This window comes from Pokkaliibacter sp. CJK22405 (genome assembly GCF_046614695.1).
In the GTDB taxonomy this organism is placed as follows: domain Bacteria; phylum Pseudomonadota; class Gammaproteobacteria; order Pseudomonadales; family Balneatricaceae; genus Pokkaliibacter.
Genome location: NZ_JBKKHQ010000009.1, coordinates 176,298 through 188,580 on the forward strand (window position 1 = coordinate 176,298; position 12,283 = coordinate 188,580).

Annotated in this window: 12 protein-coding genes; 8 read left to right on the forward strand and 4 right to left on the reverse strand. The window is 53.4% G+C overall.

Features of this window, described 5'->3' with window-relative positions:
• The first annotated feature begins 3 nt into the window (after positions 1-3).
• The 4 genes from ACKC9G_RS06225 (at position 4) to ACKC9G_RS06240 (ending at position 4,730) form a co-directional block, all read left to right on the forward strand.
• Entirely contained in the window at positions 4-1,320 is a 1,317-nt protein-coding gene (locus ACKC9G_RS06225) for a 2-oxo acid dehydrogenase subunit E2 (RefSeq protein ID WP_411404070.1), read from the forward strand.
• Between the two features lie 121 nt (positions 1,321-1,441).
• A complete protein-coding gene (locus ACKC9G_RS06230) occupies positions 1,442-2,374 on the forward strand; it encodes a TAXI family TRAP transporter solute-binding subunit (protein ID WP_411404071.1) in 933 nt (310 codons plus the stop codon).
• Positions 2,375-2,379: 5 nt separating this feature from the next.
• Positions 2,380-4,272 (forward strand): TRAP transporter permease, encoded by a 1,893-nt coding sequence (locus ACKC9G_RS06235; protein WP_411404072.1) that lies wholly within the window; start codon positions 2,380-2,382, stop codon positions 4,270-4,272.
• A gap of 236 nt (positions 4,273-4,508) precedes the next feature.
• Positions 4,509-4,730, forward strand: a complete 222-nt coding sequence (locus ACKC9G_RS06240) for a hypothetical protein (protein WP_411404073.1) — start codon at positions 4,509-4,511, stop codon at positions 4,728-4,730.
• A 234-nt stretch (positions 4,731-4,964) separates the two neighbouring features.
• Here ACKC9G_RS06240 and ACKC9G_RS06245 read toward each other — a convergent pair whose 3' ends face one another.
• Entirely contained in the window at positions 4,965-6,173 is a 1,209-nt protein-coding gene (locus ACKC9G_RS06245; RefSeq protein WP_411404074.1) for a multidrug effflux MFS transporter, read from the reverse strand.
• 247 nt (positions 6,174-6,420) lie between these two features.
• On the opposite strand from ACKC9G_RS06245, the gene ACKC9G_RS06250 reads away from it, so the two are divergent.
• On the forward strand, positions 6,421-7,269 hold the full coding sequence (locus ACKC9G_RS06250; protein WP_411404075.1) for a hypothetical protein: 849 nt from the start codon (positions 6,421-6,423) through the stop codon (positions 7,267-7,269).
• Between the two features lie 57 nt (positions 7,270-7,326).
• Here ACKC9G_RS06250 and ACKC9G_RS06255 read toward each other — a convergent pair whose 3' ends face one another.
• Positions 7,327-7,908: a flavodoxin family protein gene (locus ACKC9G_RS06255; RefSeq protein WP_411404076.1), complete on the reverse strand. Its 582-nt coding sequence runs from the start codon at positions 7,906-7,908 to the stop codon at positions 7,327-7,329.
• Between the two features lie 487 nt (positions 7,909-8,395).
• Here ACKC9G_RS06255 and ACKC9G_RS06260 point away from each other — a divergent pair, with 487 nt between their 5' ends.
• From ACKC9G_RS06260 to ACKC9G_RS06270, 3 genes are all read left to right on the forward strand, one after another.
• Positions 8,396-9,091, forward strand: a complete 696-nt coding sequence (locus ACKC9G_RS06260; RefSeq protein WP_411404077.1) for a BON domain-containing protein — start codon at positions 8,396-8,398, stop codon at positions 9,089-9,091.
• A 122-nt stretch (positions 9,092-9,213) separates the two neighbouring features.
• Entirely contained in the window at positions 9,214-9,381 is a 168-nt protein-coding gene (locus ACKC9G_RS06265; protein WP_411404078.1) for a DUF1328 domain-containing protein, read from the forward strand.
• A gap of 303 nt (positions 9,382-9,684) precedes the next feature.
• Positions 9,685-10,158: a PA2169 family four-helix-bundle protein gene (locus ACKC9G_RS06270; RefSeq protein WP_411404079.1), complete on the forward strand. Its 474-nt coding sequence runs from the start codon at positions 9,685-9,687 to the stop codon at positions 10,156-10,158.
• A 68-nt stretch (positions 10,159-10,226) separates the two neighbouring features.
• On the opposite strand, the gene ompW is transcribed toward ACKC9G_RS06270, so the two are convergent.
• Both ompW and ACKC9G_RS06280 read right to left on the reverse strand, forming a co-directional pair.
• Positions 10,227-10,868 (reverse strand): outer membrane protein OmpW, encoded by a 642-nt coding sequence (gene ompW / locus ACKC9G_RS06275; protein ID WP_411404080.1) that lies wholly within the window; start codon positions 10,866-10,868, stop codon positions 10,227-10,229.
• A gap of 164 nt (positions 10,869-11,032) precedes the next feature.
• Positions 11,033-12,244: an allantoate amidohydrolase gene (locus ACKC9G_RS06280; RefSeq protein WP_411404081.1), complete on the reverse strand. Its 1,212-nt coding sequence runs from the start codon at positions 12,242-12,244 to the stop codon at positions 11,033-11,035.
• Positions 12,245-12,283: the final 39 nt, after the last annotated feature.

Sequence of the window (12,283 nt, forward strand, 5' to 3'; positions counted from 1 at the left end):
GTCATGCAAGTGGATTTCATCTTACCCGACATCGGGGAAGGCATCGTGGAGTGTGAACTGGTCGAATGGCTGGTGAAGGAAGGCGAACAGGTCGAGGAGGATCAGCCCGTTGCCGAAGTCATGACGGATAAAGCGCTGGTGGAAATTCCCGCCATGCACAGCGGCAAGGTCACACGGCTGTATTATCAGGTCGGCCAGACCGCCAGGGTGCATGCTCCGCTTTTTGCCATTGATCTACCGGGCTCTGAGGCCAGCAATGACCATCCCGTGGACGCCGCAAGCCCAGCGAAAGTCGCTGATTTTCCATTCCAGCAAGATCCGCAAACCGACGTTGAGCATCAGGCTGAACGAGCCCTGGCCACGCCTGCAGTGCGCCGTATTGCGCGCGAACAGGGCATCGATTTGCAGCAGGTTCAGGGCAGCGGTAAAGCCGGTCGCGTTTTGAAAGAGGATTTGCTGCGTTTCTCCGGCGAGCATGTGGCTCAGGCAACTCATGATTCCTCAGCCACTCATGCCCCAGCAACAGCACTTGCCAGCGCCGTTACTGAGGCTAAAGAGGTCAACACTGCCAAGACGACACCAATTGCCACTGAACATGATGCTGCCATCGGCGCTGTGGACCGTGTCGAGCCCATTCGTGGTCTGCAGGCGGCCATGGCCAAACAGATGCAGCTTTCGGTCTCGACCATTCCGCATTTCACCTTCGCCGATGAGCTGGATCTGACCACACTGGAAGAACTGCGCGGACAAATGCAGCCGCGCTTTGAAAAACAGCAGGTTCACCTGACGCTGATGCCCTTCTTTATGAAAGCCATGGCGCTCGCCATTCAGAGCCATCCGATCATGAACAGCCGCCTGAATGAGGACGCCACCGAGCTGACTTATCTTTCTGACATCAATATCGGCATGGCCGTCGACACCCCCAAAGGGCTACTGGTGCCGAATATCAAACAGGTGCAGAACCTGTCGCTCATGCAACTGGCAAGGGAGGTCAGCGAGCTGGCAACGACCGCAAGGGCAGGCAAGCTGAATCTGGACTCCCTGCGCGGCGGCAGCATCACTATCTCCAATATTGGAGCACTGGGTGGCACCGTTACCACGCCGATTATTCACCCGCCAGAGGTCGCGATTCTTGCCATGGGCCATATTCAGACTTTGCCGCGCTTTGATGAGCACGGTCAGGTGCAGGCGAGAAAAATAATGGTGGTGTCCTGGTCGGCGGATCATCGGGTTATTGATGGCGGGACAATGGCACGCTTTTGCGCCACGTGGCGGGGCTTTCTGGAGGATCCGATCAGCTTGCTAAGCACCCTGAGTTGACCGAAATCATCCGCTCACCGATACATTTTTGAAACGATGTAGAACTAAAGTCGAAACGACAATGACAGCGCTATCTTTAGACTCAGTGGACAACAATACAACTAGATAGAAGGACTCGAGCATGGCTTCCTGGATTAAACGCACTCTTGCAGCCGCCACTTTGGCTGTCGCACTGCCCGTATCAGCTGCCAACTACTCCATCGGAACCGGTAGCCAGAGCGGCACCTACTTCCCGTATGGCGGCATGCTGGCGAAGATCTGGAGCGAGAACATCACTGACTTCAACGCTCGTGCTGAAGTCACTGCCGCTTCTGTTGAGAACATCATCAAGGTCGCAGGTGGTCAGCAGCTGGCCGGTATCGCCATGGGCGATGCGGTGCTGCAGGCAGTGAATGGCGAGAAGCCTTTCCGTAAGCCTATGGATGTCAGCGTTCTAATGGCCCTTTACCCCAACGTCGTGCAGTTCGTTGTTCCTGCAGACTCCGATATCAAATCCGTTGAGGACCTGAAAGGTAAGCGTGTTTCTGTGGGCGCGCCTGGTTCAGGTACTCGTCTGGGTTCCACTGCCATCCTGCGTGCACTGGGTGTCGCGGATGATGACTACAAGGCTCAGAGCCTGAACTACACCGCCACCACCGAAGCCCTGGCTAACGGCCAGATCGACGCAGGTGCCATCATCGGTTCTGCAGGCGTTGGTGCGATCACCGAGCTGGCCCTGACCCGTGATGTTCGCGTACTAAACTTCACCCCTGAGCAGATCGCTAAAGTCCACGAAGCGCTGCCAGCCTACACCAGCACTGAAGTCGCCGCTGAAACCTACAAGGGTGTTCCAGCCTTTACCGCTCCTGCGGTGTGGAACGTGCTGGTCGTTCGTAAAGACCTCGACCCCAAACTGGCCAAGCAGATGCTGAGCTCCGCTTTCGACAACATGGACCAGATCCGCAGCAACCTGGCTGTCGCCAAGTCCACCACCGTCGACAACATGAGCATGCTTCAGGGTGCGCCGCTGCTGCCTGCAGCACAAACCTATATGGAAGAGAACAAAGGCAAGTAACCTGAATGGAACAGCAGAATAATGTTGTGGTCGAACCCGCCCGTCTGGGCGGGTTCGATTTTTTGCTAGGGGCCGTGGCAATTGCCATGACCCTTTTCCAGATCTGGCACGGTCTGGCCGCTGAACTTTCCGCTCCTCAGTTCCTGCCCATTCATTTGAGCTGGGTGCTGGTGTTGATTTTCCTGACGTATCCCACCCTGCCCAAACGCCTTGGCAAAGGCGCCTATCTTGGCGGCAGAGTGATTGATCTGGTCTGTATCGCCCTCAGCCTCTGGGCGGGCTACCGCATCACCACCTTTGATTATGATGACCTGAGTTTTCTGCTGGATGGTTTGACGCAGCTGGATCTCTACGCAGGCACCGCCCTGATCGTGATTCTGCTGGAGGCAACACGCCGCACTGTCGGCTGGGTGATGAGCGCCATCGCTATCATCTTTCTGGCCTATGCGCTGTTTGGCAACGTCCTGCCTGACAACCTGGCCTCCAAAGGCTTTGATCTGCAGGAGATGATTCGCTTCCACATCTTCTCCACCAACGGTGTCTTTGGTGCACCGCTGGCTATCTCCGCAGGCGTTGTCTTTGTTTTCGTTCTTTTTGGTGCGCTATTGCAGGTGACCGGTGCTGGCCAGTTCTTTATCGACTGTGCTTTCGCTATCGCCGGCAAATACCGTGGCGGCCCGGCGAAAGCCTCGGTTCTGGCCTCGGCTGCACTGGGCTCCATTTCAGGCTCCGCCATTGCCAATACGGTTACCACCGGCGCTCTGACTATCCCGATGATGAAAAAGCTGGGCTACAAGCCTGAGCAGGCCGCCGGTATTGAAGCTGCCGCCTCCACCGGTGGACAGATCATGCCGCCGGTCATGGGTGCAGGTGCCTTCGTTATGGCGCAGTTCACCGGGCTTCCCTACTCTGAAATTCTGCTGGTTTCCATTGCACCGGCCATTCTCTACTTCGCCTGTACACTGCTGTACGTCCACCTGATGGCCTGCAAACTGGGTCTGAAAGGCATGACCAATGTTGAGAAAGTCGGCAAGGTCATGAAGGAAGGCTGGCACTATTTGGTGCCGCTGATCCTGATCACCGTTCTGCTGCTGATGAGCTACTCACCGGTGTGGGTGGGTCTGGCAGGCAGCCTAGCGATCGTTGTCGCCGCCTTTACCCGTCGTAAGACCTGGGTCTCCTACAAGGCGCTGCTGGCTGGCCTTCGTGATGGTGCGCTGATGATTCTGCCGATCAGTGCCGCCTGTGCGACCGCTGGTCTGGTGGTTGGTGTGGTTGGCCAGACCGGTATTGGCCTGCAGTTCACCCAGGCGCTACTGGCATTGTCCGGCGGCTACCTCTGGGGTGCCTTTATCCTGATCGCTATCGCGGCGGTTATTCTGGGTATGGGCCTGCCTGTCACCGCGGCGTACATCGTGCTGTCAGTCATGGCGGTTCCTGCACTGGGCGCCTTTGGCCTGCCGGTGCTGACTGCTCACCTGATCGTGTTCTGGCTGTCCCAGACCTCCAACGTGACACCACCGATTGCTCTGGCTGCCTTTGCTGGCGCAGGCATCGCGGGGGCATCACCGATGAAGTCGGCAGTGCAAGCCTTCAAGCTCGCCTTTGGCTTCTTCATCATTCCGTTGATGATGGCCTACAGCGGCCTGCTATGGCGCGCCGATGAAACGGGGGTGCAGTTCACCATCGCCATTCTCGCCAGTATCGGCCTGATCATCGGCTTTGCCTGTGGTGTTGAGGGGCGTCTGTTCCACCGCCTGAATCCAGCGCTTCGTGCGGTTCTGCTGATCATCGCGGCCGCCATGCTGATTGAAAACCCCTACATCCGCATTGTCGGTCTGATTGTTCTGATCGGTATTTGCGTCTGGGATCGTCGCCGTACTCATATCGACGACTAAACTCAGCATTCAAAAAACAAAAAGCGACCCCAGGGTCGCTTTTTTTGTCTCTACCTCACGCCAGCACTGGATTTCATTGAATTCTCAAACACTTAAACTCTGCACCCTTTATGCATACAACAATCAAATGATGAACTCAGCTCAGCAGTCACTTTAGTATTCGTCGCTACCGCTTTAGACCAAAGGCTAATAAGATTAACTACATCTAAAGTCTAATAGATAACGAGGAAGCAATTATGAACTCCGAACTTAAAGAGCTGAGCGTTGTTGAACTGCTGGACCGTGCAGACCTATCCAACTACACCAAAACTGAAGTTATCCGCATGCGTGCTGAAGCAGAACGCGCTGAGCTGATCGCTGAAGGCCTGACCGCTGCTTACAACGCTGTTGTCCGTTTTATCCCTCGCGCACTGATGAGCGCTGGCCACTACCTGAACACTTTTGTCCGTCACGCCTGATTCGGCTGACGGCTTAAGTTGATGGTGGTTGGCTGGCTCTCGCCAGTCCCCCGCAACAAAAAGCATAAAGTCTAGAAGTACTATCCATCCTTTCAGATCTTTCGCATCTGGCGCTGCAATGAACGTCTCCCCCGCTTGGGGATGATGCCTACTCTTCCAGACCTTTCTCTGCCGCACTCTGCAACATTGTTGTTCTACTGCCTATCAAACTTCTGGCTCGAACCGGTTTTTCCGCTATACAGATCGCTCATGAGTTGTGCGTGCCCACAACATTAAAGCCAGACCAATCAGTCCACAGCAAAAGAAGGCCGCAGGCATCAACAGCACGGTGCCGTCATAAAGCCGTCCGACCGGAATAGCGATCAGTACGGCCAGCCCACTGGAAAAAGATGACATCAATGAGGCGCCCGTACCGGCGACACGGCCCAGGTACTTCATGCCCAGCGCATTGACGTTACCGAATAGCAACCCCGTGGCGAACATCAGGAAAAAGCCTCCCAGCAAGAACACGGGCAAAGGCGGCGCACCATCGAAATACAAGCTCACCAGCCACAACACGGCGGCTGCGCAGGCCATAATTCCCAGCGCCGTGGTAATCATTTTCTGCATACCAAAGCGCATCACCCAACGGCTGTTGATGAAGGAAGCCACACCGCTACCCAACGCCAGCAGCGCAAAGTACAACGGAAAATGCTCACCGGCATGATAAACATCAGTGAAAATCGCCTGAGAAGTGCTGACATAACTCAGCAAGGTGCCAAACAACATGCCGGCAATGAGGGTACAAACCATCACCCGCGGATGACGAACGATAAGTCCGCAGGTTTTCACCAGCGTGACCGGGTGCAAACGAATGCGGTTTTCTTTAAGCAGGGTTTCAGGCTGGCGAATCATCAGCCAGGTCAGCGCGACGGTCGCCATCAGCAAATACAGCCCGAAGATGGCCCGCCAATCGGCGATAAAGAGAATCCCCTGACCGATGGAAGGCGCAATCATGGGCGTGAGGATAAAGATCATCATGATGAAGGACATAATCCGCGCCATGGCATCGCCTTCAAACTGATCGCGAATCAGCGCCCGGGAAGCAATCTTCGGCCCGGCAACGCCTACCCCCTGAATCACTCGGCCAATGAGCAGCATTTCAAGGCTGGTCGCACTCGCCGCCACCAGCGAACCCAGCAGATAAATGCTGATACCCAGTACAATCGCCCGTTTGCGCCCGATGGCGTCGGCCAGAGGGCCAAAAACAATTTCCCCCATCGCCATACCCAGAATAAACAGCGAGACAATCAGCTGAAGGTTGCGGGCATCCGGTACATTCAGCGTGTGCTCAATGGCCGTAAAGCCCGGTAAAAGTGCATCGATCGATAAGCCGGTGAGCGACATCATCAGGGCGAACAGCGCGACAAACTCAACCAACCCCAGCGCGGGTGATGTTTTCATAAAAGGACAACCTTCAGGCAGTGCGTGATGAAGCGTCTATACTCATGGCGATGGCTCGTGATGTTCCGCCCGATGAAGACGGTCAATCCACAAAAAAGCAGTATAGCCAAGGCTCCAGCAGGCCAGTTTCGGGGTTTCAGTCACACAACACCAATACTTACTGCGCAACAGTCTGACTCGTCCTTTGTCAGCGCCCGCTTTATCAGTAAACTCCCCGGCAGGAATCACTTTCTACGGAACAGGATGCATGACTTTATTTCGCGCGAACGCCCGCCGCTTTTCACCGTTACTGGCTGCAGTCGGCCTGAGCCTGATGGCCCTACTGCCCACTGACGCCTGCGCTAACCCGCCGCCACCGCCGAAAACTCCCGTGGACCGCTTGTATGAGCAAAGCCACATGGAGGATTTTCTGATTGCCGCAGAAAGTCGTCGCGGCTTGCTGGTGAGCCTTGCGACACATTTGCCAGTGCCCCCGGATGTTGCCCAGATGGAAGCACTGATGAGTAATGTGCTGATGCTGGAGCCCATGAGCGCTCGCGCACGGGAGTTGCTGGCGAAAAGCTATAACCCTGTTCCTGCCAGCAAGGCCATCGCCTTTGCCAAAGACCCTGTCCATCACAAACTGCTGGGGTTGGAAGCCGAGGCCAGTCTGCCGATTTATCAGCAAAACGTCCGGGACTACCTGGAAAGCCTTGATAAAGCCCCCCTGAGTAAAGAGCGCCTGGCGCTGCTCGCCAAACTTGATGAGCAAACCCGCTCCAGCGAATGGATGACGGCGATTCTTCTGCAGCTGTCTGAATCACTGAAAACACAGGCGGCTGAGCAGGAGGACTTCAAATATATTAAGCGCAAGGATCTCGATAGCATGATCGAGAACCTGAAAAACGAAGCACAGAACTACGAGAAGAGCCGCCCGGGGATGCAGTTTCTGGCCTATGCCTATCGCGACGTGAAGGATGCAACCCTGCAAAAATTCTCGAATGACCTTGCCAGCGATGATGCCCAGTGGATGATCAACCTCAGCAAAACTATCGTAATGCAATCCATGACGCCGAGTATTGATCTCTACGCTCAGCGTTTTATCGACAAGCTCTGAGCATTTTCTTCGAGTACAAAAAAACCGGCCTGAGCCGGTTTTTTTATGAGGTGAGATTTATCGTGCCGCCATCCAGCGCAGTGCTGATTCAGAAATCCGGATACCAAATTCACGTGCGGTATCCAGATCACCGGGCAACGGGCCTTCATCAGTGGAAGCATCCGAGGGTGACTGAGTCATCAAACCGGCTGAGCTACCAAGATAGTTAATGTCATTGCGCCCGGCGGACTTGGTGTTGGACGGCAGCATACCGGTACCGATCCACAACATGCCGTGCTGCATCGCCAGCGTCATCAGGTAATGCAGGGTCATATCCTTGTCACCGTTCATTGAAGCGGAGTTGGTGAAACCTGCCGCCATCTTGTCTTTCCAGTCCAGTGCAAACCAAGGCTTGCTGCTGGCATCCGCCACCTTTTTGAACTGCCAGGATGGCCCACCCATATAGGTTGGTGTGCCCATGACGATAGCATCACAGACTTTGAGCGTTTCCCAGCCACCGTCGGGCAAGTTGCCGTCAGCATCAATCTCAAGTAGTTGTGACTCCACCCCTGAGACAGAGCGAATACCTTCCAGCACAGCCTCCGCTACCTTGGCTGTGTGTCCATAACCGCTGTGATACATCACTACGATGCGTGCCATAACTTCCTCCTTTAAGTGCTTCAACCTGCCGATAACCAATAAGTCATAGCAGCATTAATAACTCAGATGACCTATAAGGGCAGATATCAGGCAAGACAATTCTTAGGAAAGCCCAAGCAACTTATATCAGCGCAACTTCTCACTTCAGTCTATTGTGTTTCTTTCCATTAACCCATCATCTCGATATTTACCCCACCGACTCTGATAGAAATTTCTAAAAACACGAAAAGTCTGATCAGGCGTTACTCAACCCCCAAGAAACAAAAAGCATTACTTTTTTTTGAACAAAAATAACCACGAAACCAGGCTGAAACAGTCTATTTTTTACAATGAAAGAATTACTTTTCTTACTCGGTAAATATCACAGAAAGCCAGAACTTATTTTTCAAAATAAATTATAAAAACCTTACATTTCAACAACTTAAAAAATTGGCACGCTCTCTGCTCTAGTAATTCCTGCAAACCACTGTGAAAAGGAGCTCACATCATGAAACGTACATTTAAAACAGCTATCGCTACTGCCATTATCGCTTCAATGCCTGTACTGGCTAATGCCGATACCATGAAAAGTGATACGGACATGAATAAGGTGGACACTCAGTCAACTGAAATGACCAAAACCGGTGATGCCACCAAGGTAAATGGTCAGAATAATCTTCATGCCAAATCCGATGATTGGAAAGGCGAAATGAAAGATGCCTGGTTGGATGGCCGTATTGAAACGGTATATCTGATGAATAAAAACCTGAACCCTTTCGATATCGATACCGAAGTCGAAAAAGGTGAAGTTACCCTGACCGGTAACGTTGATTCAGAAATCAATAAATCACTGGCAGGTCAGCTTGCCGAAAACATCGATGGTGTTACTGGTGTGAAAAACAACCTGACCGTTAGTACTGACAATGATGTCAGCATGAATGATGACGACATGGATGCTTCCGGAAAGTCTTCCTTCATGGCAAAGGTTGATGCTGCCACTACCACAGCAACAATCAAAACCAAGTTCTTGATGGATTCCGATATCTCCGGTACTGCCATCAATGTAGATACCGCACCCAGCGGTGAAGTTACCCTGACCGGCTCTGTTGACTCCAAAGCAGAGAAAGATAAAGCCATTCAGGTTGCCAAAGACGTTGACGGTGTGAGCGATGTTGTCGATCACCTGACCGTTGCGGCCAAGTAATTCACCCGGCAGTTAATGAGACGTACTGAAGAGTGAATGTTAACGCGGCATCCAGCCGGATGCCGCCCACAGGATGCAAAGCCCCCAATTGATGGGACATAGGCTTTCCAAGGAGTTTGGTTATGCTTTCATGGGCACTGATTTTTCTGGTATTGGCGCTGGTAGCCGGCGCTCTGGGTTTTGGTGGTATTGCTGCGGCATCTGCCGGTATCGCTAAAATTCTGTTCATTATCTTCCTGGTGATGTTTGTCGTCTTCCTGATTCTGGGTCGTCGACCACCACGGGTGTAGCACCGTCAGGGTTGCGTCTTTAACCCGATCCTGACTTGTTAAACGGTAGGCAGAGCAATGCTCTCCTACCGCTCTCAGGCCTGATAACAGGGCCACCTCAATACCCAACCCATTTGTCCCCCCTGTTAGATCAAACACAATGCCACTCACTAGCGACTGGCTCTGCCTAATCGGGGGCTAAAGGATAATTTTTCGATACGGACTATCGAACAAATGGCAGCTTACCTCGCCGCCTCACAGCCGGTTACCAGACACACTGATCGGCAAATTAAGAGCAGGCGACGGTGACAAAGGAGTATCAACATGTTGGATAAAACAATTTCTGAAAGTGATGCAAAGGCTCTCGCCTCTTTTCTCGACATTTGCGAGGACGCCAAATCGTTTTACCTGCACGCCGCAGAAAAAACCGACGATGAAGCACTGAAGCGCCTGTTTAATGATCAGGCAGCCTCCCGCGATGCCATCATCCGTGATCTGCGCCCGGAATATGAAATCCGCATGAAGGAGCCTCTGGAAACCAAAACCACCATGACTCACAAATTGCACGAGTGGTACGCTGATATGAAAGTGGCAGTGACTCGTGAGGCCAAGGAAGATTATGTCCTGGTGAAAGAGCTTGAAGAGGTGGAGGACAAAACTCTGGTGGAACTTCAGGAAACCATCCATGAAGTACAAAGCCCGGAGCTGGAAAACCGCCTGAATCTGCAGTTAACGCAGATGCATAAGGCGCATGACCGCATGATGAATATGAAAGACAACATGCCGAAAACGCACTGATCCACTGACAGTGCATCGCAAAGAGAAAGGGAGCTGAGGCTCCCTTTTTTACGTCCGTACGACCTGATTTAGAAGCGGTATCCCGCACCGATCATAAAGGCCACCGGGTCGATCTCGGTTTTGATCTTCTGGCGAGAGCCTCCGGCATTGAAGGTGACGTCAGTGTCGATATCCATGTACCAGACTGAGGCATTGGCGTAGATGTTATCAGTCAGCTTGAGATCCACACCCGCTTCGGCTGCCAGCCCCCAGGAGCTGCTCATGTCCAGATCACTGAGCCCTGCAGACTTGCCGGTGCTGGAGAAGTCTTCATCAAAGAAGAAGGTGTAGTTCACCCCCAGCCCGACATAAGGACGAATCGCTGAATCTGACTGGCCGAAATAGTACTGGCCTAGCAGTGTGGGTGGCAGATGTTTCGCCGAGGCAATTTTACCCACGCCGTTAAGGCTAACACTGTGGTTGAAAGGCGTTGCTGCTACCAGCTCAACACCCCAGTTATCAGTGACCATGTAGCTGAAAGTCAGGCCCAGCTGGGTATTGTCAGTCAGGTTAAATTCGCCAAGGCCCAGTACATCGTCACTGCTCTCATGGGGGCTAACATTCAGCGCACCAGCACGGACGATAATATCTCCCGCCTCATGGGCAGAAACCGGTGCGATCAGCGCAGCCGAGACTGCAAGGGCACATAAACTCAGCGCTGCTTTTTTCATGGCATTTTCCTCAATAGATTCTGACACTTGGGCCGTTCTCGATTGAGGAGCAAATTACCACTCTTGCACGGTCTGACTATTGATCCTGCTCAATAGCTGCCAAGGCGTTGCAAAGGATGTCCGTCAAAGATTGATCCAGCGCAAAAGATTCGCCCTTAACCCCCTTAAATACGTTCAATAGCGCTGATAAGCACCTCTAGCGCCGCCGCGACGTCTTCTTTGATCACCGCTTCTGCGGGGTGATGACTGATACCTTTGGGGCTTCGGATAAACAGCATGCCAATATCGGTAATCGCTGCCATCGCCATAGCGTCGTGCCCTGCTCCGCTCATCAGTCGATAGGCCGGGTGCCCATTGGCGACGAGCGCATCATCCAGCAACTGCTGTAATGATTCGGCACAGGGCGCCGCTGGCGCTGCGTGAGTTTCCTTGATGCGCACTTCACCACTTCGAGAACCGACCGTAGTGATGATGCCAGCCTCAATTTCCGCCCAGGCGCGATCACGGGAGGTATCTATCGGGCTTCTGATATCGACGCTGAACAGCACTTCACCTGGAATCACATTCACCGCGTTGGGCTTGCATTCCAGATGGCCGACGGTCGCCACCAGATTCCAGGTACGTGCTTTCTTCTCGATCATGGCGATGATGTGTGCTGCAATGACCAACGCATCCTTACGAAGATGCATCGGCGTTGTTCCTGCATGACCCGCCTGACCGGAAATCGTCACGCGCTTGCGACGAGCGCCAGCGATCGCGGTAACGGTGCCCAGTGCCAAACCTTCATGCTCCAGCACAATGCCCTGCTCGATGTGTACTTCCAGATAGGCTTTGACGGATGCCGGACTGCGTGCCGCATCACCAATGTTTTCAGGCTTCAGGCCAAAGCGCTTAAAGGCATCTTGCATGGAAACGCCATCAGCATCCTTGATGGCAAACCAGTCCTGCTGCCAGGTGCCTGCGACAGCCCGGCTACCCAAAAGCGTCGAGCCAAAGCGCGTGCCTTCTTCATCAGCAAAACCCACGACTTCCAGCGCAAATGGAAAACGCTTCTGCCGGGAATGAAAGCTGGCGATGGCTTCAATGGCGAGCACCACCCCAAGAATGCCATCGAAGCGTCCGGCATTCGGCACGGTATCCAGATGCGAACCAAGAATCACGGCAGGGGCATTGTCACTGTCACCTTCATAGCGCCCCCAAAGATTACCGGCCGCATCGACGTAGGAAGCCATGCCCGCCTGTTCAATCCAGGTAGCCACTAATGTGTTGGCCTGCTGATGTTCAGGGGTGAGGTAAGCACGGAGAATGCCTCCCTCCATCGCAGAGAGCGCGGCCAACTCATCACAGCGAGCCAGTACGCGATCAATATCCATCATGCCGCTCCTTGTTCAGTTAAGAAGGAATCCACATCAGTG